General features: G+C 73.2%; 19 protein-coding genes. 2 read left to right on the forward strand and 17 right to left on the reverse strand.

The genetic code is table 11. The features are described from left to right. Positions 1-37 precede the first annotated feature (37 nt). From ACWY4P_RS09970 to rpe, 3 genes are all read right to left on the reverse strand, one after another. The gene (locus ACWY4P_RS09970; protein ID WP_456209982.1) at positions 38-1,477 is read right to left on the reverse strand and encodes a GuaB1 family IMP dehydrogenase-related protein; all 1,440 of its coding nucleotides are present in this window, start codon (positions 1,475-1,477) and stop codon (positions 38-40) included. 162 nt (positions 1,478-1,639) lie between these two features. After that, a complete protein-coding gene (locus ACWY4P_RS09975) occupies positions 1,640-2,629 on the reverse strand; it encodes a sugar-binding transcriptional regulator (protein ID WP_456209983.1) in 990 nt (329 codons plus the stop codon). Positions 2,630-2,743: 114 nt separating this feature from the next. After that, positions 2,744-3,445, reverse strand: coding sequence for a ribulose-phosphate 3-epimerase (gene rpe / locus ACWY4P_RS09980; RefSeq protein ID WP_456209984.1), 702 nt, complete (start codon positions 3,443-3,445; stop codon positions 2,744-2,746). Between the two features lie 133 nt (positions 3,446-3,578). On the opposite strand from rpe, the gene ACWY4P_RS09985 reads away from it, so the two are divergent. Further along, the gene (locus ACWY4P_RS09985; protein ID WP_456209985.1) at positions 3,579-4,463 is read left to right on the forward strand and encodes a serine hydrolase; all 885 of its coding nucleotides are present in this window, start codon (positions 3,579-3,581) and stop codon (positions 4,461-4,463) included. Between the two features lie 12 nt (positions 4,464-4,475). On the opposite strand, the gene ACWY4P_RS09990 is transcribed toward ACWY4P_RS09985, so the two are convergent. The 6 genes from ACWY4P_RS09990 to fmt form a co-directional block, all read right to left on the reverse strand. After that, a complete protein-coding gene (locus tag ACWY4P_RS09990) occupies positions 4,476-5,186 on the reverse strand; it encodes an ABC transporter permease (RefSeq protein ID WP_456209986.1) in 711 nt (236 codons plus the stop codon). Further along, positions 5,177-6,019, reverse strand: a complete 843-nt coding sequence (locus ACWY4P_RS09995) for an ATP-binding cassette domain-containing protein (RefSeq protein WP_456209987.1) — start codon at positions 6,017-6,019, stop codon at positions 5,177-5,179. Before ACWY4P_RS09995 ends, ACWY4P_RS09990 begins: the two co-directional genes overlap by 10 nt. Beyond that, positions 6,016-6,363 carry a PadR family transcriptional regulator gene (locus ACWY4P_RS10000; protein WP_456209988.1) on the reverse strand — a complete coding sequence of 116 codons (348 nt, stop codon included), beginning with the start codon at positions 6,361-6,363 and terminating at the stop codon, positions 6,016-6,018. Before ACWY4P_RS10000 ends, ACWY4P_RS09995 begins: the two co-directional genes overlap by 4 nt. 97 nt (positions 6,364-6,460) lie before the next feature. Further along, the gene (locus ACWY4P_RS10005; protein WP_456209989.1) at positions 6,461-7,918 is read right to left on the reverse strand and encodes an RsmB/NOP family class I SAM-dependent RNA methyltransferase; all 1,458 of its coding nucleotides are present in this window, start codon (positions 7,916-7,918) and stop codon (positions 6,461-6,463) included. A gap of 123 nt (positions 7,919-8,041) precedes the next feature. Further along, entirely contained in the window at positions 8,042-10,012 is a 1,971-nt protein-coding gene (locus ACWY4P_RS10010; RefSeq protein WP_456209990.1) for an ABC transporter ATP-binding protein, read from the reverse strand. A 143-nt stretch (positions 10,013-10,155) separates the two neighbouring features. Continuing rightward, on the reverse strand, positions 10,156-11,088 hold the full coding sequence (gene fmt, locus ACWY4P_RS10015; protein WP_456209991.1) for a methionyl-tRNA formyltransferase: 933 nt from the start codon (positions 11,086-11,088) through the stop codon (positions 10,156-10,158). A gap of 240 nt (positions 11,089-11,328) precedes the next feature. Between fmt and ACWY4P_RS10020 the strand changes: the two genes are divergently transcribed. Beyond that, entirely contained in the window at positions 11,329-11,871 is a 543-nt protein-coding gene (locus ACWY4P_RS10020; protein WP_456209992.1) for a hypothetical protein, read from the forward strand. 72 nt (positions 11,872-11,943) lie between these two features. On the opposite strand, the gene ACWY4P_RS10025 is transcribed toward ACWY4P_RS10020, so the two are convergent. The 8 genes from ACWY4P_RS10025 to ACWY4P_RS10060 all read right to left on the reverse strand — a co-directional run bounded on the left by ACWY4P_RS10025 (position 11,944) and on the right by ACWY4P_RS10060 (position 20,534). Further along, positions 11,944-14,091, reverse strand: a complete 2,148-nt coding sequence (locus ACWY4P_RS10025) for a primosomal protein N' (RefSeq protein ID WP_456209993.1) — start codon at positions 14,089-14,091, stop codon at positions 11,944-11,946. Positions 14,092-14,205: 114 nt separating this feature from the next. Further along, entirely contained in the window at positions 14,206-15,414 is a 1,209-nt protein-coding gene (metK, locus tag ACWY4P_RS10030) for a methionine adenosyltransferase (RefSeq protein WP_456209994.1), read from the reverse strand. A 266-nt stretch (positions 15,415-15,680) separates the two neighbouring features. Further along, entirely contained in the window at positions 15,681-16,889 is a 1,209-nt protein-coding gene (coaBC, locus tag ACWY4P_RS10035) for a bifunctional phosphopantothenoylcysteine decarboxylase/phosphopantothenate--cysteine ligase CoaBC (protein ID WP_456209995.1), read from the reverse strand. 104 nt (positions 16,890-16,993) lie between these two features. Further along, complete coding sequence (rpoZ, locus tag ACWY4P_RS10040; RefSeq protein WP_319692041.1) at positions 16,994-17,266, reverse strand: DNA-directed RNA polymerase subunit omega; 273 nt, start codon at positions 17,264-17,266, stop codon at positions 16,994-16,996. Positions 17,267-17,374: 108 nt separating this feature from the next. After that, entirely contained in the window at positions 17,375-17,968 is a 594-nt protein-coding gene (gmk, locus tag ACWY4P_RS10045) for a guanylate kinase (protein ID WP_456209996.1), read from the reverse strand. A 38-nt stretch (positions 17,969-18,006) separates the two neighbouring features. Continuing rightward, on the reverse strand, positions 18,007-18,330 hold the full coding sequence (locus ACWY4P_RS10050) for an integration host factor (RefSeq protein WP_055492888.1): 324 nt from the start codon (positions 18,328-18,330) through the stop codon (positions 18,007-18,009). 204 nt (positions 18,331-18,534) lie between these two features. Next, on the reverse strand, positions 18,535-19,383 hold the full coding sequence (pyrF, locus tag ACWY4P_RS10055; protein WP_456209997.1) for an orotidine-5'-phosphate decarboxylase: 849 nt from the start codon (positions 19,381-19,383) through the stop codon (positions 18,535-18,537). After that, the gene (locus ACWY4P_RS10060; RefSeq protein ID WP_456209998.1) at positions 19,380-20,534 is read right to left on the reverse strand and encodes a quinone-dependent dihydroorotate dehydrogenase; all 1,155 of its coding nucleotides are present in this window, start codon (positions 20,532-20,534) and stop codon (positions 19,380-19,382) included. The genes pyrF and ACWY4P_RS10060 overlap by 4 nt, the downstream gene beginning before the upstream one ends. Positions 20,535-20,657 lie beyond the last annotated feature (123 nt).

Raw genomic sequence — 20,657 nt, forward strand, 5'->3', positions numbered from 1 at the left:
CCGAGCGGGGGCCACACAGCATCACTGATCGCTCAGCTCAGTCCCAACTGGCGTGGAGCGGCTGGCCCTCCGCGTAGCCGGCGGCGCTCTGCACCCCGACCACGGCCCGCTGGTGGAACTCCTCCACCGAACCCGCGCCCGCGTAGGTGCAGGAGCTGCGCACGCCCGCGACGATCGAGTCGATCAGGTCCTCGACGCCCGGCCGGGCCGGGTCCAGGAACATCCGGGAGGTGGAGATGCCCTCCTCGAACAGCCCCTTGCGGGCCCGGTCGTACGCCGACTCCTCGCTGGTGCGGTTGCGCACGGCGCGGGCGGAGGCCATGCCGAAGCTCTCCTTGTACGGCCGCCCGTCGGCGGTGTGCTGAAGGTCGCCGGGCGACTCGTACGTCCCGGCGAACCACGAGCCGATCATCACATTGGACGCGCCCGCGGCCAGCGCCATCGCGACGTCCCGCGGGTGCCGTACGCCGCCGTCCGCCCACACATGCTTGCCGAACTTCCGCGCCTCGGCGGCACATTCGAGCACCGCGGAGAACTGCGGCCGCCCCACGCCCGTCATCATCCGGGTGGTGCACATGGCGCCGGGGCCGACGCCCACCTTCACGATGTCGGCGCCCGCCTCGATCAGGTCACGCACGCCCTCGGCGGCGACGACGTTGCCCGCGACCACCGGCACGTCCGGGTCGAGCGCCCGGACCGCCTTCAGCGCGCTGATCATCGACTCCTGGTGGCCGTGTGCGGTGTCCACCACCAGGGTGTCCACCCCCGCCGCGAGCAGCGCCTTGGCACGCCCCGGCACATCGCCGTTGACCCCGACGGCCGCGGCGACCCGCAGCCGGCCGGCCGCGTCCACCGCGGGCCGGTAGAGCGTCGCGCGCAGCGCGCCCTTGCGGGTCAGGATGCCGACCAGCTGCCCGTCCGCGTCCACCGCGGGGGCGAGCTTGCGGTGTGCGGCGTCGAGGCGGTTGAAGGCCTCACGCGGGTCGATGTCCGCGTCGAGCAGCAGCAGCTCCCGGGACATCACCTCGCTCAGCTGGGTGAAGCGGTCCACGCCGGTCAGATCGGACTCGGTGACCACGCCCACCGGGCGGCCGTTCTCCACGACCACGCCCGCGCCGTGGGCCCGCTTGGGCAGCAGCGCCAGTGCGTCGGCGACCGTCCCGGTCGGGCCCAGCACGATCGGCGTGTCCAGGACGAGATGGCGCCGCTTGACCCAGCCGAGGACATCGGTGACCACGTCCAGCGGGATGTCCTGCGGGATGACGACCATCCCGCCGCGACGGGCGACGGTCTCGGCCATGCGCCGCCCGGCGATCGCGGTCATGTTGGCGACCACGAGCGGGATGGTGGTGCCGCTGCCGTCGGGCGAGGACAGGTTCACGTCCTGGCGCGAGCCGACCGCGGAGCGGCTGGGCACCATGAAGACGTCGTCGTATGTCAGGTCGTAGGGCGGCTGCTGATCATTGAGGAAACGCACGCTCGGAACTTCCCAGTCGTTCGGAATTGGCCCTCGACGAAGGAAGCCGAGGAAAACGCACGTACTTCATTCTCCCATGTCGGCCCCGGTACGGGGGCGGGACGATCATCCAGAACGGCCGGGAAACCGCTGGTCTGATCGTCCAACGCCGCCCGCGCTGCCCTACGGCCCGTCGGGGTCCGCCCGGTCCAGCGCGGGGCGCGGGCCGGGGCCGGTCTCCAGCAGCAGGTGATCGGCGGCGGCGGTGTCCGTGACCAGGCTGGTGACCAGGCCGGAGCGGAGCACCGCGCCGATCGCGGGGGCCTTGCGGCGGCCGCCCGCGATCGCGACGACCTCCGGGATCCGCCGCAGCCGGTCGGCCTCCACCGTGATGCACCGCTCGCCCAGGTCCCGGCCGATGCGCCGGCCCTCGGCGTCGAAGAGGTGGGCCGACATCTCGGCGGCGGCGCCGAGGCCCGCGTAGTGGGCCCGCTCCTGCTCGGTCAGCATGTCGTACACCGTCGAGATGCCGGCCTCCCACGAGCCGATCGAGACGGCGGCGACGGTGACCTTGTCGAAGTACTCGAAGGCGCGGGCGATGCCGGTCTGGCCGCGCAGCGCGTCCGCGGTGGCCGTGTCGGGCAGCAGCATGGGCGCGTAGATGGGGTGCGCCTCGCCGCCGGAGACGGCGGCGGCGCGCCGGACCGCCTCGACCGAGCCGCGCTCGGCGGTGCCCGCGTCGTACACGCCGGTGAGCTGGACCACCGTGCACGGGGGCAGCCGGTGCAGGGCCGCGGCCATGTGGATCGTGGAGCGCCCCCAGGCCAGGCCCAGCACATCGCCCTCGGTCACCAGCTCGCCCAGCAGGTCCGCGGCGACCTCGCCGAGGTTCTCCGGGTCCGGGGTGTCGGCCTCGGCCTCGGCCGGGGACTCCACGACGACCGCGTGGCGCAGCCCGTACCGGGCGCGCAGCGCGTCGGAGCGCTCCGCGTCCAGCTCGGCGGGCACCCGGATCTCGATGCGCACCAGATCGCGCTCGAGCGCGGTCTCCAGTACCCGCGCCACCTTGAAGCGGCTGACGCCGAACTCCTCGGCAATCTGGATCTTGGACTTGCCTTCGAGGTAGAAGCGACGCGCCATGGCGGCCGCCTGCACCAGTTCGGCGGGTCCCATCCGCGTGCCTGAACGGCCCGTCGACACCGCGGTCTCCTCACTGCTTCCTATGTTCTGGACTCACCGTTCATCCTGTCAGAAACGGCGGACTTGATCTGCCCTTTACTCATGAGTTCATCGGGCGGTCGCGGGCCCGTCTTCCGCACGCCGCGCTATGGGGGTGGCCTGTCGGGCCAGACCGCGCAGCTCCTCCACCGCCTTGGCCGGGTCCTGTGCCCCGTAGACCGCGGACCCGGCGACGAACACATCGGCCCCGGCCTCGGCGCACCGCTCGATCGTCGAGGCGGAGACCCCGCCGTCCACCTGGAGCCACATTTCCAGGCCGTGCTTGGAGATCAGCTCGCGGGTACGGCGGATCTTCGGCAGCATGATGTCGAGGAACGCCTGCCCGCCGAAACCCGGCTCAACCGTCATCACCAGCACCATGTCCAGCTCGGGCAGCAGGTCCTCGTACTGGTCGATGGGGGTGGCGGGCTTGAGCGCCATCGACGCCCTGGCCCCCTTGGCCCGGATCTCGCGGGCCAGCCGTACGGGGGCGGCGGCGGCCTCGGCGTGGAAGGTCACCGAGCCCGCGCCCGCCTCGACGTACTGCGGGGCCCAGCGGTCCGGCTCCTCGATCATCAGATGGCAGTCCAGCGGCGTGTCCGTCGCCTTGCCCAGCGCCTCGACCACCGGCACGCCGAGAGTCAGGTTGGGAACGAAGTGGTTGTCCATCACATCGACATGGAGCCAGTCGGCACCCTCGACGGCCTTGGCTTCCTCCGCCAGGCGGGAGAAGTCGGCGGACAGGATGCTGGGATTGATCTGCACGGCCATGGCACCAGCCTGCCACGGCCGCCGCGGATCCATGGACCCGGGTGATCACGAAGCCGCACCGAAAGGCCTCCGGCCGCCCCGATCCGGCAGGGGAATGACCGGCAGGGGAATGAGAAGACATGAGAAGCCACGCATGACGCGACACCGAATATCCGCGACATCGGGCTGGTCCGGGCCCATGAGGGGCGTGCTGCCCGTGGCCCTGGCCGCGGGGCTGCTGGTGGCACCGGCCGCCGGTGCGGGGACCGCCACGGCCGCGACGTGGCGGCCGGTCTGCACCTCCGCCAGGGCGGGGCTGGCCACCAAGCTCTCCACGGACATCGCCACGGCGCTGCGCGGCAGACCCGACACGGTCGCGATCGCCCTGCGCGACCCCGCCACCGGCACGGTCTGCACACTGCGCGCGGACCGGGCCTTCGACTCCGCGAGCGCGGTCAAGGTGACCGTCCTGGCCACCTTGCTGTGGGACGCGGAGAACCACGACCGGCAGCTCACCCGGCGGGAGACCGACCTGGCCACCGCCATGATCACCAAGTCGGACAACGCCGCCACCAGCACGCTGTGGCGGCAGCTGGGCGCCGACGAGATCAAGTCGTTTCTCCTGGCCGCGGGCATGACCCGGACCGTCCCCGGCGCCGACGACCACTGGGGCCTGACCCAGATCACCGCGCGCGACGAGATGCGGCTCCTGGACCTGGTGACCACCCCGAACTCGGTGCTGAGCGACGGCGCTCGCGCGTACATCCTCGAGCTGATGGGCAAGGTCGTGCCCTCCCAGCGCTGGGGCACCCCGGCGGGCGCCCCGGACACCGTGCGGATCCATGTGAAGAACGGCTGGCTGTCCCGCGCCACGCACGGCTGGCGGGTGCACAGCCTCGGCGCCTTCACGAGTGGTGGCCACAGCTACACCATCACGGTGCTGACCCAGGACAACCGCACCATGGACGTCGGAGTGGCCACCGTCGAGGCCGTCGCCCGCGCGGTGCACCGGGACCTCCGTGCTCAGGGCCGGGCGTGACCGGGACGGCACTCAGGGCCGGGCGTGGCCGGGGCGGCGGACCGGGGAGGCTGCGCGGCCGCGCAGCCGGGTGAAGGCGATGACGCCGGCGGCCGCGGCGAGCGCCGCGCCGTAGGCCAGGCCGGCCAGCAGGCCACGGCTCAGCTGCTCGGCACCGGTCAGGTCGATCGCGTAGGTGGCGATCTCCCGGACGCACCAGAAGGGCAGCACTTTCGCCGACGTGGTGGCCGGGTCGGTGATCATTTGCGCCCCGACCAGGGCCATCAGCAGCAGCGCCCCCTCCAGCTCACGCGGCATCAGCACACCGAGCACCATGCCGAGCGGGGCCGCGACCGCCACACCCACCACCATGGCAGCCGCGATGGCGGCGAGCCGCGGCGGCCGCTGGTCCACGGCGATGACCGCCAGATAGGGCACCGAGATCAGCAGACCGACGATGGCCAGGGCCACCAGCCGGCCCGCGGTCAGCTCCCCCACCCGGTACCCGGACAGCCGCAGCCGCGGCTCCAGCGAGCGCGCCGCGCAGGTCACGAAGAGGGCGGCGGTGCTGATGGTGAAGGCGAGGCCGAGGAGGACGAATCTGATCGCCTGGCCGGTGTGGGCCTCGCGCCGCCCCAGATAGAACACCAGCGGCACCAGGACCAGCAGGACCAGGACGCCACGGCGGCGGCCGAGGTCCCGCAGGGTCATCTCGCTGATCGTCCAGGCCCGTTTCACGCCCACGTACGCTCCCTCGTCAGATCCAGCACGACGTCGACCCGGTCCAGCTGCTCCAGCAGGTGGGTCACGACGATCACCGCCTTGCCCTGGTCACGCCAGCGCCAGACCTGCTCCCAGAAGTCGAGATAGGTCCCCTGGTCGAACCCTTGGTACGGCTCGTCGAGCAGCAGGACGTCCGGGTCCCCGATCCCGGCGAGGGCCAGATTGAGCTTCTGCCGGGTGCCGCCGGACAGATGGCGCGCCTGGGTCCGCTCCGCGGCGTTCCACTCCAGCCGCGCGGCCAGGTCCAGGCCCGCCCGCTTGGCCTGCTTGCGGCGCATGTCCCGGCCCGCGCCGATCAGTACGAAGTGCTCCTCGGGGAGCAGAAAGTCCAGGGTGCCGCCGTACTGGGGGCAGAAGCCGACCGCACCGTCGACCGCCACCCGGCCCTCGTCGGCCTTCTCCAGGCCCGCGCAGATCCGCAGGAAGGTGGACTTGCCCGCGCCGTTCGCGCCGACGACGGCCGCCGCCTGTCCGGCGCGCACCTCCAGGTCGACGTTGCGCAGCGCCCAGCGTCGGCCGTACCGCTTGCCGACCCCTCGCGCGGCAAGCAGCACGGACCGGGCCGGGCCCCGCTCCGCCGCGGTCCGTTCCATGACCGCGCCGCGCTCCCGGGCCACGCTGCCGGCGATCTGGGCCGCGAAAACCTCGGGCAGGCCGAACACGCTGGGGGCGGCCCGCCCGCTCTCCCGCAGATGGGACCGGGTCTCCGCCGTCGTCTGGGCGATGACGGCCTCGGCCACACCGCGCCGCCGTAACTCCGCGGACAGCCGCTCCAGCCATTCGTCGTCTCTCACGGCAATCCGCCTTTCCGTAGTACGTCGCTCACCCGGTCCGAGAACTCGCTCCACGCCCGTCCGCTCTCCCGCAGCACACGGCGTCCCTCGTCGGTGAGCGCGTAGTACTTGCGGGCCGGGCCGGAGGTGGGCTCCCGCCACGTGGTGGTCACCAGGCCGTTGCCGCGCAGGCGGGTGAGGACCGGGTAGAGAGTGCCGCCGGGGACCGGGCCGAGCCCTGTTTTCTCCAGGGTCTGGGACAGCTCATATCCGTATGATTCACCTGATTCCAGCACCGCCAGAATGCACAGATCCAGCACGCCGCGCAGCCACTGGCTCCGCCGTTCCGTCGATGAGCCGTCCACGGGGCAGGACAGTAGCACCGCCAACTAGATAGCTCAACCTAGTAGTTGGACACACAAGAGGGGGACGCCCGGCGGGCGTCCCCCTCTTGACGTGTCGTCAGGCCGTGCGCCGCAGCAGGGCCAGATACATCGCGTCCGTGCCGTGCAGATGCGGCCACAACTGCACATCCGGGCCGTCCCCGAGCTGGGGCACCCCGGGCATCAGCGGCCGGGCGTCGATCCACTCGGCGGCGGGCGCGTGGCCGCCCCGGCCCTTGAGGACGTCCTCGACCACGGCCCGTGTCTCGGCGAGGTGCGGCGAGCAGGTCGCGTAGCCGACCACGCCGCCCACGCGCACCGCGGTCAGCGCCTGACGCAGCAGCTCGCGCTGTAGCGGCGCGAAGCCGGCCAGGTCCTCGGGGCGGCGGCGCCAGCGCGCCTCGGGGCGGCGGCGCAGGGCGCCGAGCCCGGTGCAGGGCACGTCCACCAGGGCCCGGTCGAAGCTGCCCGGCCGCCACGGCGGCCGGGTGCCGTCCGCCGCGATCACCTGGTACGGGCCGGGGTTGCCCGCCAGCGCCCGCCCGACCAGGCCCGCCCGGTGCGGCTGCTTCTCGGCGGCGAGCAGCGCGGCGCCCCGCTCCGCGGCCAGCGCGGCGAGCAGCGCGGCCTTGCCGCCGGGGCCCGCGCAGCCGTCCAGCCAGCGCTCGTCCTGCCCGTCCAGCGGCGCGCCCGCCAGCGCGAGGGCGACCAGCTGGCTGCCCTCGTCCTGCACCCCCGCGCGCCCCTCGCGGACCGCGTCCAGCGCCCCCGGCTCGCCGCCCTCGGCGAGCCGCACGGCGTACGGCGACCAGCGGCCCGGCAGCGCGGAGCCCTCACCGACCGCCGCCATCAGCTCCTCGGCCGTGCTCCGGCCGGGCCGGGCGACGAGGGTGACCTCGGGCCGTTCGTTGTCGGCCTCCAGCAGGTCCTCGACCCCGGCACTGCCGCCGCCCAGCGCGTCCCACAGGGCGGAGACGACCCACCGCGGATGCGAGTGGACGACCGCCAGGTGCTCCTCGGGGTCCTCGTCGTACGGCGGGGCGACCTTCTCCAGCCAGCCGTCGAGGTCGTCGGCCGCGACCTTGCGCAGCACCGCGTTGACGAACTTCGCCCGCCCGTCGCCGAGCACCACCCGCGCCAGCTCGACGCTCGCCGAGACGGCGGCGTGGGTGGGGATACGGGTGGCCAGCAGCTGGTGCGCGCCGAGGCTGAGCACATCCAGCACGGGCGGGTCCACCTCGCGCAGCGGCCGGTCCACGCACTCGGCGATGATCGCGTCGTAGGTGCCCTGGCGCCGCAGCGTGCCGTAGACCAGCTCGGTCGCCAGCGCGGCGTCCCGCGCGTCGAAGGGCTTGGCCTCCGTACTCTCCTGGCGGGCCTTGCGCAGCAGCGGTGGCAGGACGAGGTTCGCGTACGCGTCGCGCTCGTCGACGGCCCGCAGCGCCTCGAAGGCGAGGATCCGTACGGGGTCCTTCTTCGGGCGCCGGTAGGGCTTGCCGGGGGTGCTGCGGCGGGGACGGCCGGGCTGGGGACTCACGGGAAATGTGCTCCGGGGAGGGATGGGGCTTTGAGGAGTCAAGCCTACGGCTCTCTTTTCAAGGGCTTGTTTCAAGGGCTTGGTCCTCCCCCGGCTACCGCTGGGAGGTGCCCCCGCGCGCTCTCAGTTCAGGGCGCCCTTGGACGCCTGGGCCGGGGCCTCGACCAGCGCCGGCTCGTTCAGCGCCGGCTCGCTCAGGGCCGGCTCGCTCAGGGCCGCCTCGCTCAGGGGCGACGGCTGCTCGAACTGGGTGCGGTACAGCTCCTCGTAACGTCCGCCGACCGCGAGCAGCGCGGTGTGCGTGCCGCGCTCCACGATCCGCCCGTCCTCGACGACCAGGATGAGGTCCGCGGCCCGTACGGTCGACAGCCGGTGGGCGATGACCACCGCGGTCCGCCCGTCCAGCGCCTCGGCGAGCGCCTCCTGGACGGCCGCCTCGGAGGTGGAGTCCAGGTGGGCGGTGGCCTCGTCGAGGATCACCACGCGGGGGCGGGCCAGCAGCAGCCGGGCGATGGTCAGCCGCTGGCGCTCGCCGCCGGAGAGCCGGTAGCCGCGCTCGCCGACCACGGTGTCCAGGCCGTCGGGCAGGGCCGCGATCAGCCCGTCGAGCCGGGCCCGGCGCAGCACCTCCCACAGCTCCTCCTCCGCCGCCTCGGGCCGGGCCAGCAGCAGGTTGGCGCGGATCGAGTCGTGGAAGAGGTGGCCGTCCTGGGTGACCATGCCGAGCGTCCGGCGGACCGACTCGGCCGTCAGGTCGCGGACGTCCACGCCGGACAGCCGCACGGCGCCGCCGTCGGCGTCGTAGAGCCTGGGCAGCAGCTGCGCGATGGTCGACTTCCCGGCGCCCGAGGAGCCCACCAGCGCGACCATCTGCCCCGGTTCGGCGCGGAAGGACACCTCGTGCAGCACCTGCTCCCCGCCACGGGTGTCCAGGGTCGCGACCTCTTCCAGGGAGGCGAGGGAGACCTTGTCCGCCGAGGGGTAGCCGAAGTTCACGCCGTCGAACTCCACCGACACCGGCCCGTCGGGCACCGGGCGGGCGTCCGGCTTCTCGGCGATCAGCGGCTTGAGGTCCAGCACCTCGAAGACCCGCTCGAAGCTGACCAGGGCGCTCATCACCTCCACCCGGGCGCCGGCGAGCGCGGTCAGCGGCGCGTACAGGCGGGTGAGCAGCAGGGCGAGGGCGACGACCGCGCCGGGGTCGAGTTCGCTGCGCAGCGCGTAGTAGCCGCCGAGGCCGTAGACGAGGGCGAGGGCCAGGGCGGAGACGAGGGTCAGGGCGGTGACGAAGGAGGTCTGGACCATCGCGGTGCGCACCCCGATGTCGCGCACCCGCCGGGCCCGCGCCGCGAACTCGGCGGACTCCTCGTCCGGCCGGCCGAAGAGCTTGACGAGCGTGGCGCCGGGCGCGGAGAAGCGCTCGGTCATCTGGGTGCCCATGGTGGCGTTGTGGTCCGCCGCCTCGCGCCGCAGCCGCGCCAGCTTGCCCCCGACGCGCCGGGCGGGCAGCAGGAACATCGGCAGGAGCAGCAGCGCCAGCAGGGTGATCTGCCAGGAGATGCCGAGCATCACCACGAGCGTGAGCAGCAGGGTGACCATATTGCCGACCACCCCGGAGAGGGTGTCGCTGAACGCCCGCTGCGCGCCGATGACGTCGTTGTTGAGGCGGCTGACCAGGGCGCCGGTGCGGGTGCGGGTGAAGAAGGCGACGGGCAGGCGCTGGACGTGGTCGTACACGGCGGTGCGCAGGTCGAGGATGAGCCCTTCGCCGATGTTCGCGGACATCCAGCGGGTGAGCAGGCCGAGCGCGGCCTCGGCGACCGCGATGACGGCGATGAGCGCCGCGATCCCGAGGACGGTGTCCTGGCTCGAGCGGTGCACGATCGCGTCCACGACCCGGCCGGCGAGCAGCGGGGTGGCGACCGCGAGCACCGCCGTGACGACGCTGCTGACCAGGAAGAAGGTGATGCGGCGGCGGTGGGGGCGGGCGAAGCCGGCGATGCGCCGCAGGGTCTCGCGGGAGAAGGGACGCTTGTCGTCGTTGGCGCTCGCGGTCCGGTAGAGCGAGTGCATGGCGGTGGCTTCCATGTCCATCGCGCACCTCCATCAGTCTCGGGGTGCCGTCCCGGGATCGCGGCTCTTCCGGACCGGCGGCACACCTCAGGACCGTAAGACTTGAACCATTGTTGAAGTCAACTCGTTCCCGTCCCGCGCTCGGGGCGCGGGGCGGAGGGGCGCTACCCGCCCAGCCGTTCGCCCTGGGCGATCCGCACGCCACGCGCCCAGTCGGCCCCGGCCATCGGCCGCTTGCCCTGCGGCCGCACCCACGACAGCTGCACCGCGTGGCTGCCCGTGCCCGCGTATACGGCCTTCTTGGTCACGGCGAGCTCGCCGGGCGCCAGGTCCGTACGGTCCGTCACGAGCGCCACCGCGTTCACCTTCAGCCGCTCCCCGCGGAAGGTCGTCCACGCCCCGGGCGCGGGCGCGCAGGCCCGTACCAGCCGGTCGACGCGCAGCGCGGGCGCGGTCCAGTCGATCTCCGCGTCCTCGACGTTGATCTTCGGGGCGAGCGAGACGCCCTCGGCGGGCTGCGGCTCGGCGCGCAGGGTGCCGTCCTCGATGCCGTCCATGGTGGCGGCCAGCAGCCCGGACCCGGCCAGGGAGAGCCGCGTCAGCAGGTCGCCGCTGGTGTCCGTGGACCGTACGTCCTCGGTCACCACCCCGTACACCGGGCCGGAGTCCAGGCCCTCCTCGATCAGGAACGTCGAAGCGCCGGTCACCTCGTCGCCCGCCAGCACCGCGTGCTGCACGGGCGCCGCGCCGCGCCAGGCGGGCAGCAGGGAGAAGTGCAGATTGACCCATCCGTGCGCGGGGATTTCCAGCGCGGCCTTGGGCAGCAGCGCGCCGTAGGCGACCACGGGGCAGCAGTCCGGCGCGATCTCGCGGAGCCGGTCCAGGAACTCCGGGTCGCGCGGCTTGGCCGGCTTGAGCACCTCGATCCCCGCCTCCGCCGCGCGCTCGGCGACCGGGCTGGCCACCAGGCGCCGACCGCGCCCGGCGGGCGCGTCCGGCCGGGTGACGACGGCCACCACCTCATGCCGGTCGGACGCGATCAGCGCGTCCAGGGCAGGCAGGGCGACTTCCGGAGTACCGGCGAAGGCGAGCCTCATGGGTGGCGAACTACCTCTCACGCGCAGCGGGAACAGCGCACCAGTCTATGACGACCGCGCTCCGGGGGGCGTACGAAAGCGGTGGCGCACGCCCCCGGACCGTGACCGACGGGCGGGTGCCGCGTTGGTCACAGCAGTCAAGGCAGATTGACCGCGTCGGGCCGCTGCGGCGGCCCGACGCGTTTCCGACTTCCCGTCTGCTGTCTTCGAGTATCTACGCCGGATTCGAGAGGCTTGTTCATGGCCGACCACGCAACCCACGACGCCCAGGCACGGGCCAGCCTGCACCTCCTGGTCCGGGACATCGAGCGGGTCCGCCGACAGGTGGACGCGCTGCGCACCCTCACCGCCCAGCTCGGCAATGTCTACCGCCCGCGGCGCGCGGGCCCGTCCGCGGGCTTCGTCGTCTACGGGCGTGCCCCGGCACCCACCGTGCGCCTGGCCCAGGAGCTGCGGGACAGCGTCGAGACGCTGGTCACGGCCGCCGTGGACTTCGACCGTTCGCTCGGCTTCTCCTGGGACGCGGTGGGCTCGGCGCTGGGCGTCACCAAGCAGGCGGTGCACCGCCGTTACGGGGCGCGCCGCGCCGCCGCCGCGCAGAGCGCCGCCGCCGAGGGTGCCGAGGCGTCGGTGCGCACCGCGGAGCCGGGCGCCATGCCCGTGGTGCCGTCGGTTCCGTCGGTGCCGTCGGTGCCCGCGGCGCGCTCGATGCCGCCGCAGCCCGCCCCGGCGCTGCGCGAGGAGCCCCGCCCGGGCGCGCTCCCCAACCCGCGGAACGGCTGAGCACGCGCGGCGGCCTAGCGGCCGCACCGGCCGAAGCCCGGCTCGGCCGATGTCCGGTCAGCCGATGTCCGGTCAGCCGATGTCCAGTGGGTCGATCCGCACCGCCGGGTCCTTCTCGCCCCGGGCCATCCGCTGCGCCTTCGCCGCCTTGACCGCCGCCGCGAGGGCGCTGCCCTGCCCGGGGCGCACGCGCAGCAGCGCCCGCTGCCACTCCTCCCCCTGCGGGGGCTGACCGGGGCGGCGCGGGCGGCCGGGCTCCGTGAGAGGCAGCGGGACCGGGCCGAGGGTCTCGGTGCCCTCCGGCAGCCGGGCCGCGGCGATCAGCTCGGCCACCGCCTCAACGGGACCGGCGACCGAGGCCATCCGGGAGACCGGCGGAAAGCCCAGCTGGGCCCGCTCGGCCAGCTCCCGCGCCGCGTAACCGGCCGGATCCCAGCGCACCAGCGCCTGCACCGGCCGCTGCGTCGGCTCGGCGATCACCACCACCAGCCCGCCGTCCCCGTGGCCCCGCACCAGGGCCGCCGCGTCCAGCCAGCGGCGCAGCGCCTCCTCGCCCGCCCGCAGGTCGGGGCGGCCGAGCAGGGCCCAGCCGTCGAGCAGCAGCGCCGCCGCGTACCCGCCGTCGGCGACCGGCTCGGCGCCCGGGGTGCTGACGATGAGCGCCGGCCGGTCCGGGACCCGCTCCAGCACATGGTCGCGCCCGGACGTCCGTACCGACACCGCCGGGAAGGCCCGGCCCAGCTCCTCGGCGGTGCGCCGGGCGCCGACGATCCGCGCCCGCAGCCGCACACCCCCGCACTCGGCGCAGTGCCAGGAGGTCTCGGCCCGGCCGCACCAGCCGCACGCCAACCGGTCCGCGTCCCGGGCCTCCAGGGGCCCGGCGCAGTGCGCGCAGCGCGCGGGCTCACGGCAGCGCTCGCAGGCCAGCCGGGGTACGTACCCCCGGCGCGGCACCTGCACCAGCACCGGGCCCCGGGCCAGCGCCTCCCGTACGGTCTGCCAGGCGAGCGTGGGCAGCCGGGCGGCGCGCGCCTCCGCGTCCCGGGCCACCTCGCCCTCGTCGACCGTACGGATCAGCGGGGCGGCGGCCCGGACCTGCTCGCGGTCGGCCTCCAGGGGCCTGGCCCAGCCGTTCTCCACCAGCTGGGCTGCCTCCACGGTGCGGCCGAGGTCGCCGAGCAGGAAGCCCGTCCGCTCGTGGACGGCGCGCAGCAGCAGAACGTCGCGGGCGTGTGGGTGCGGCGCGTGATCATCGCTGTGGCTCTGGTCGCCGTCGTCCCAGATCCCCACCAGCCCCAGGCCCCTCACGGGCGCGAACATGGCCGCCCTGGTGCCCACCACGGCCCTGACCGAGCCCCGGCTGACGGCCAGCCACCGCCGGTAGCGCTCCTCGGGCCCGAGGTCCGCGGTGAGCAGCACATGCCGCCCCGCCCCGCCGAGCACCTCGGTGAGCGCCTCGTCGACCCGCGCGGCCGTCCGCCCGTCGGGGACGACGACGAGCGCGCCGCGCCCCGAGGCGAGGGTGGCCGCCACCGCGAGGGCCCACTCGCCCGGCCAGTCCGGTCCGGGCAGCGCGGTCCACACCGCCCGCGGCGTCCCGCCGCCCGCGAGCGCGTCCAGGAAGCCGGGCCCGGCCGGGTAGCGCTCCCAGCTCCCGGCCGCGGGCACCCCCGGCGGCGGCACCGGCGGCGGGGACGGCTCTCTCTCGGCCCGTACGTTCCGCTTGGGCACGGCCAGTTGCAGCACGTCGGCGAGCGATCCCGCGTAGCGGTCGGCGACCGCGCGGCACAGCGCGAGCAGCCCGGACCCCAGCACCGGCTCCGGCGACACCACCTGGGCGACAGCCGCCAGCGGCCCCCGGTAGTCGGACTCGGCGACCCGCTCGATGATGTACCCGTCGAGCAGCCCCCCGCCCTCCCGGCGCCCCTCGCGCACCTTCCCCGTACCGGCCCCGAACCGCACCCGCACCCGCACGCCCGGCTTGGCCTCGGCGTCCATCTCGGCGGGTACGGCGTAGTCCCACAGCTTGTCCAGGTGCACCGGGCCCTTGTCCACCAGCACCTTGGCGACCGGCAGCTCCCCCGCCAGCGCGGCGCCCCGCCACGTCCGCGGCTTGGCCTTCGGCGCCTTGGCCTTGCGCACGGTCTCCCGAATGAGCGCGAGCTGCTCCCCCCACGGCTCCCCCGCCGCGGGCTCCGGCCGCCCGTTGTCGCTGCTCACAGCTTCAGTCTTAGCAGACGACACGGACACCGGCCCGGGCGTCCGTCCTTCAGCGCTCGGTGCACTGACAGCGGGGCGCCCGGGCCGGTGTCCGGTCCGTGTCTGGTGCGGGCCTTACAGACCCGCCGCCGCGCGGAGCGGGTCCACGCGGTCGGTGCGCTCCCAGGTGAAGTCCTCCAGCTCGCGGCCGAAGTGGCCGTACGCAGCCGTCTCCGCGTAGATCGGGCGCAGGAGGTCCAGGTCGCGGATGATCGCGGCCGGGCGGAGGTCGAAGACCTCGGAGATGGCCTGCTCGATCTTCTCGGGGTCGATCGTGGCCGTGCCGAAGGTCTCGACGAACAGGCCGACCGGCTCGGCCTTGCCGATCGCGTAGGCGACCTGCACCTCGCAGCGCGAGGCCAGGCCGGCCGCGACGACGTTCTTGGCGACCCAGCGCATCGCGTACGCCGCGGAGCGGTCGACCTTGGACGGGTCCTTGCCGGAGAAGGCGCCGCCGCCGTGGCGGGCCATGCCGCCGTAGGTGTCGATGATGATCTTCCGGCCGGTCAGGCCGGCGTCACCCATGGGGCCGCCGATCTCGAACCGTCCGGTGGGGTTGACCAGCAGGCGGTAGCCCTCGGTGTCCAGCTTGATGCCGTCCTCGACGAGCCCGTTGAGGACGTGCTCGACCACGAACTCCCGGATGTCCGGCGCCAGCAGCGAGTCCAGGTCGATGTCGGAGGCGTGCTGCGAGGAGACGACCACGGTGTCCAGGCGGACCGGCTTGTTGCCGTCGTACTCGATGGTCACCTGCGTCTTGCCGTCGGGGCGCAGGTAGGGGATGGTCCCGTTCTTGCGCACCTCGGACAGGCGGCGGGAGAGCCGGTGGGCCAGGTTGATCGGCAGCGGCATCAGCTCGGGGGTCTCGTCGCAGGCGAAGCCGAACATCAGGCCCTGGTCGCCCGCGCCCTGCTTGTCCAGCTCGTCCTCATCGCCCTCCACCCGCAGCTCGTACGCCGAGTCGACGCCCTGGGCGATGTCCGGGGACTGGGAGCCGATCGACACCGAGACGCCGCACGAGGCTCCGTCGAAGCCCTTCTTCGACGAGTCGTAGCCGATCTCGAGGATCTTGTTGCGCACGAGCGCGGCGATCGGTGCGTACGCCTTGGTCGTCACCTCACCGGCCACATGCACCAGGCCGGTGGTGATCAACGTCTCGACGGCGACCCGGGAGGTCGGGTCCTCCTTCAAAAGCGCGTCGAGGATGGTGTCGCTGATCTGGTCAGCGATCTTGTCGGGGTGACCCTCGGTCACTGATTCCGAGGTGAACAGGCGGCGGGACACATCGCTCCCTGGGGTTGCAGCGGCTGCTGGCTGATCATGGTTGGGACCGCCCGGGAGCTGCGCCCGATGCGGTTCCTCGGCCAGTTTATCCGGCACGTTCACCGGTCGAGCATCCCCGTCCCACAGGACGGGCAGGCCGTGACCTGGAACATACCTCTCCCTGACCGGAAAATCAGCCTTGCCAGTGAGGCAGGAAAATGTCATTCCCCCCGATGGCCCGATGCGGACCGGTCAACGGACCGATCAGCGGGCCCGATCCGGGCCGATCAGCCGAGGCGCCGTGCGACCAGATCCCAGACCGTGTCGGCGAGGACCTCCTTGGGCCCGTAGGGCACCGGCGTCTCGCTGCCGTCCGCGGCCAGGACGACGGCCTCGTTCGTCTCCGAGCCGAAGGTCTTGTGCTCCCCCACCTCGTTGACGACCAGCAGGTCACAGCCCTTGCGTGCGAGCTTGGCGCGCCCGTTGGCGAGCACGTCGTCGGTCTCGGCGGCGAAGCCCACGATCACCTGCCCGGGCCGGGCGCGGTCGGCGGAGATCTCCGCGAGCACGTCCGGGTTGCGGACCAGGGCGATCGGCTCGGGCTCCTGTCCGTCCCGCTTCTTGATCTTTCCCTCGGCGTAGGTCGCGGGCCGGAAGTCGGCGACGGCCGCGGCCATCACCACGGCGTCGGCGTCCGCGGCGGCCTTGAGCACCGCCTCGCGCAGCTGCACCGCGGTGCCCACCCGCACCACATCGGCCCCGGCCGGGTCGGGCAGCTCGCTGTTGGCCGAGACCAGGGTCACCCGGGCGCCGCGGGCGACGGCGGCCCGGGCGAGGGCGTAGCCCTGCTTGCCGGTGGAGCGGTTGCCGAGGAAGCGCACCGGGTCCAGGGGCTCGCGGGTGCCCCCGGCGCTCACCACGACATGGCGTCCGGCGAGGTCGAGGCGGCTCTCCTCGGCGCCGCGGGCGAGCACCCGGCGGCAGACCTCGAAGATCTCGCCGGGCTCGGGCAGGCGCCCCTTGCCGGTGTCCACGCCGGTCAGCCGCCCGACGGCGGGCTCGATGACCACGGCCCCGCGGCGGCGCAGCGTGGCGACGTTCTCCTGGGTGGCCGGGTGCTCCCACATCTCGGTGTGCATGGCGGGCGCGAAGACGACCGGACATCGGGCGGTGAGCAGGGTGTTGGTGAGCAGGTCGTCGGCGAGGCCATGGGCGGCCTTGGCGAGCAGGTCGGCGGTGGCGGGGGCGACCACGACGAGGTCAGCGGACTGGCCGATGCGCACGTGCGGGACCTCGTGGACGGAGTCCCAGACCTCGGTGGCGACCGGGTTGCCGGACAGGGCGGACCAGGTCGCCGCCCCGATGAAGTGCAGCGCCGAGGCGGTCGGCACGACCCGTACCGCGTGGCCGGACTCGGTGAGGCGGCGCAGCAGCTCGCACGCCTTGTAGGCGGCGATCCCGCCGCTGACCCCCAGGACGACCTTGGGCTTGTCCATCGCTCGCCTCTCCGCGCGCTCCGTCGCGTACTGCCCCGTCGCATACGCACTGACACACCACGGGCCCGGCGGGTATGCCGCCGGGCCCGTGGTGGGAGTTCCGACTACTGGGCCGGGCCCTCGATGGCCTCGGAGGTCAGCAGGCCGGCGTTGATCTCGCGGAGCGCGATCGACAGCGGCTTCTCGTGGACGTGGGTGTCCACCAGCGGGCCGACGTACTCGAGCAGGCCCTCGCCGAGCTGCGAGTAGTACGCGTTGATCTGGCGGGCACGCTTGGCCGCGTAGATCACCAGGCTGTACTTGGAGTCGGTGGCCTCGAGCAGCTCATCAATCGGCGGGTTGATGATGCCCTCGGGCGCGGTGATGGGAGAGGACACTCTCTGCCTTCCGAGCGGGTGATGAAGAGATGAGAAATTCGATCAGTGGTTGACCGCAGTGGTGACCGGTGCTTCGGTCGAGACCGGCGCTGTGGAGACCAGTGAAGATCAAACTACTCGCATCAAGGTTAGCAGCTCTTGCGCCACGTCCTCGACGGAGGTATTGACCAAGGTCACATCGAACTCGGGCTCGGCGGCCAGCTCGGTCTTCGCGGCCTCCAGCCTCCGCTCGATCACCTCGGGCGGCTCGGTCCCCCGGCCGGTGAGCCGGCGCACCAGCTCCTCCCAGCTCGGTGGGGCGAGGAAGACCAGCTGCGCCTCCGGCATGGAGTCGCGGATCTGGCGGGCGCCCTGTAGATCGATCTCCAGCAGTACCGGCTCACCCGCGGCGAGGCGGTCCTGGACCGCCTCGCGCGGGGTGCCGTAGCGGTTGCCCGCGAACTCGGCCCACTCCAGCAGCTCACCGTTGGCGATGAGCTTGTCGAACTCCCCGTCGTCCACGAAGAAGTACTGAACACCGTGGCGCTCGCCGGGGCGCGGCTTGCGGGTGGTGGCCGAGACCGAGAGCCATACCTCAGGGTGTGCTTTGCGCATATGAGCGACGACCGTGCTCTTGCCGACCCCGGAAGGGCCGGAGAGCACGGTCAGCCGCGGACGTGCGTCCGGGGGTACGGGGGTCGCCCCGCGGGAGTGTGCTGCCATGCAGCGATTATCCAGGTTCCCCGGAGTGCCTGGAAACGTCAGCTGGCGGCGCCGCCGAACTCACGCTCAAGCGATGCGATCTGGTTGGAGCCCAGACCGCGGACACGACGGCTCTCGGAAATGCCGAGCCGCTCCATGATCTGCTTGGCGCGGACCTTGCCGACGCCAGGCAGGGACTCCAGGAGAGCGGACACCTTCATCTTGCCGATGACATCGTTCTCCTGGCCCTGCTTGATGACCTCGTGCAGGGAAGCGCCGGAGTGCTTGAGTCGATTCTTGACCTCGGCGCGCTCCCGGCGAGCCGCGGCGGCCTTTTCGAGCGCGGCTGCGCGCTGTTCAGGGGTAAGGGGCGGAAGAGCCACGCCTACGTCACCTCGGATGTCGAACTGTCGGATACGGACCGGTGAGGAACCTGGTCGCCCCTCACCTGGGGAGCAACACGCAACGCAGCTGCGCGTTGGCTCTGGTCGGAGACTAGCGGCCGATCCCGCTCCAGTCAGCGAGAACAGACTAAAAGTCCTGGTCAGACTCGCTCGACTTGGACATTTGGGGGCAAAATAACCCGCTTATTCGGCCACAGCGCGCACTTGATCAGCCAATCTGAGCGCCGCCGAGGCCAGCGAAGCCGGGTCCGGACCGTGCCGGAGCACCCCCCGGCTGACGCTCGGGACCACATTCCGCACCGCCGCGCCGAAGACCCCCGGAAGGTCCTCGGGCGTCGCGCCCTGGGCGCCGATGCCCGGAGCCAACAGCGGCCCGCCGATCGCCAGATCCGCCCCGGCCTCCCCCGCCGCGCCCCCCAGCGTCGCGCCGACGACCGCGCCGTACGAGCCGAGGAGGCCCGCGCGGGCCTCCTCCGCGTTCTCCTCCCTGAGGTGATCCAGCACCGTGGCGGCGACCGTCGCCCCGCCGGCCCCTACGGCGTGCTGCACCTCGGCGCCCTCCGGGTTGGAGGTCAGCGCCAGCACGAACACCCCCGACCCGCTCACCCGCGCCGCGTCCAGCGCCGGGCGCAGGGAGCCGAACCCCAGATACGGGCTGACGGTGACCGCGTCCGAGAACAGCGGGCTGCCGGGGTCCAGGTACGCCGAGGCGTACGCGGCCATCGTGGAGCCGATGTCGCCGCGCTTGGCGTCCATGAGCACCAGCGCCCCGGCGGCCCGGGCGTCCGCGACGGCCCGCTCCAGCACCGCGATGCCGCGCGAGCCGAAGCGCTCGAAGAACGCGGACTGCGGCTTGAGGACCGCGACCCGCTCGGCGAGGGCGTCCACGACCGTACGGGTGAACCGCTCCAGGCCCGCGATGTCGTCCCCGAGCCCCCAGTCGGCGAGCAGCGAGGCGTGCGGGTCGATGCCGACGCACAGCGGGCCCCGGGCGTCCATGGCACTGCGCAGGCGCGCGCCGAAGGGGGTCATGCGGTCTCCTTGCCAGCGTTGTCAGCCTTGTCAGAGTTGTCGGCCTTGTGGGCCTCGGCGCCGACCGCGTCGGCGAGCGTGGCGTACGGGCCGGCCGCCAGCCGGGCCGCGAGGCCGCGGTGGATGCGGCGGCTCCAGAACGGGCCCGCGTAGATGAAGCCGCTGTAGCCCTGGACCAGCGTGGCCCCGGCCAGGATCCGCTCCCAGGCGTCGTCGGCGGTCTCGATCCCGCCCACTCCCACCAGCGTGATCCGGTCACCGACCCGGACGTACAGGCGGCGCAGCACCTCCAGGGAGCGGGCCCGCAGCGGCGCCCCCGACAGGCCGCCGGTCTCGGCGGTGAGCGCCGGGCCGGAGGCGAGGCCGAGGCCGTCGCGGGCGATGGTGGTGTTGGTGGCGATGATGCCGTCCAGGCCCAGCTCGACCGCGAGGTCGGCGACCGCGTCCACGTCCTCGTCGGCGAGGTCGGGGGCGATCTTGACCAGGAGCGGCACCCGGCGCCCGGGGACCGCGCGGTCCGCGGCCTCGCGTACGGCGCTCAGCAGGGGCCGCAGCTGGTCCACGGCCTGGAGGTCGCGCAGCCCGGGGGTGTTGGGCGAGGACACGTTGACGACGAGGTAGTCGGCGTGGCCGGCCAGCCGCTCGGTGGAGGTCACATAGTCGGCGACGGCTTCCGCCTCCGGGACGACCTTGGTCTTGCCGATGTTGACGCCGACCGTGGTCCGGAAGGCGGGGCGGCCGGCCCGGCGGGCCGCGAGGCGGGCGGCCACCGCCGCCGAGCCCTCGTTGTTGAAGCCCATGCGGTTGATCAGCGCCCGGTCCGCGACCAGGCGGAAGAGCCGCTTCTTGGGGTTGCCCGACTGCGGCTGGGCGGTGACCGTGCCGATCTCGACATGGTCGAAGCCGACCATGGCCATGCCGTCGATGCCGACGGCGTTCTTGTCGAATCCGGCCGCGAGCCCGAAGGGCCCGTGCATGCGCAGGCCGAGCGCCTCGGTGCGCAGCGCGCGGTGGCGCGGCGCGAGGAGGGCCGCGACGAAGGTCCTCAGGCCCGGGACGCGGGCGGCCAGCCGGATCCAGCCGAAGGCCAGGTGGTGCGCCCGCTCCGGGTCCATATGACGGAAGACGAGACGGAAGAAGAGCTGGTACATGGCGGACTTTCTGCGCGTCCCGCGCACCGGGGACCCGCGGGAGAGGCGCGGGAGAGGCGCGGGAGGGGACGGTGGGGGCTCGCTGAGGTGAGGGGACGCCAGGGCGGAAGGCCCCGGCGCCCC

The sequence above is a fragment of the Streptomyces sp. LZ34 genome, from assembly GCF_053890475.1.

What these genes read in the sequence shown, in the direction of transcription:
- fmt (WP_456209991.1), bottom strand. Translation starts at nt 11,088, where the DNA reads ATGAGGCTCGCCTTCGCCGGTACTCCGGAAGTCGCCCTGCCTGCCCTG.
- ACWY4P_RS10060 (WP_456209998.1), bottom strand. Translation starts at nt 20,534, where the DNA reads ATGTACCAGCTCTTCTTCCGTCTCGTCTTCCGTCATATGGACCCGGAG.
- pyrF (WP_456209997.1), bottom strand. Translation starts at nt 19,383, where the DNA reads ATGACCCCCTTCGGCGCGCGCCTGCGCAGTGCCATGGACGCCCGGGGC.
- ACWY4P_RS10020 (WP_456209992.1), top strand. Translation starts at nt 11,329, where the DNA reads ATGGCCGACCACGCAACCCACGACGCCCAGGCACGGGCCAGCCTGCAC.
- gmk (WP_456209996.1), bottom strand. Translation starts at nt 17,968, where the DNA reads ATGGCAGCACACTCCCGCGGGGCGACCCCCGTACCCCCGGACGCACGT.
- coaBC (WP_456209995.1), bottom strand. Translation starts at nt 16,889, where the DNA reads ATGGACAAGCCCAAGGTCGTCCTGGGGGTCAGCGGCGGGATCGCCGCC.
- ACWY4P_RS09985 (WP_456209985.1), top strand. Translation starts at nt 3,579, where the DNA reads ATGACGCGACACCGAATATCCGCGACATCGGGCTGGTCCGGGCCCATG.
- ACWY4P_RS10010 (WP_456209990.1), bottom strand. Translation starts at nt 10,012, where the DNA reads ATGGACATGGAAGCCACCGCCATGCACTCGCTCTACCGGACCGCGAGC.
- rpe (WP_456209984.1), bottom strand. Translation starts at nt 3,445, where the DNA reads ATGGCCGTGCAGATCAATCCCAGCATCCTGTCCGCCGACTTCTCCCGC.
- ACWY4P_RS09975 (WP_456209983.1), bottom strand. Translation starts at nt 2,629, where the DNA reads ATGGGACCCGCCGAACTGGTGCAGGCGGCCGCCATGGCGCGTCGCTTC.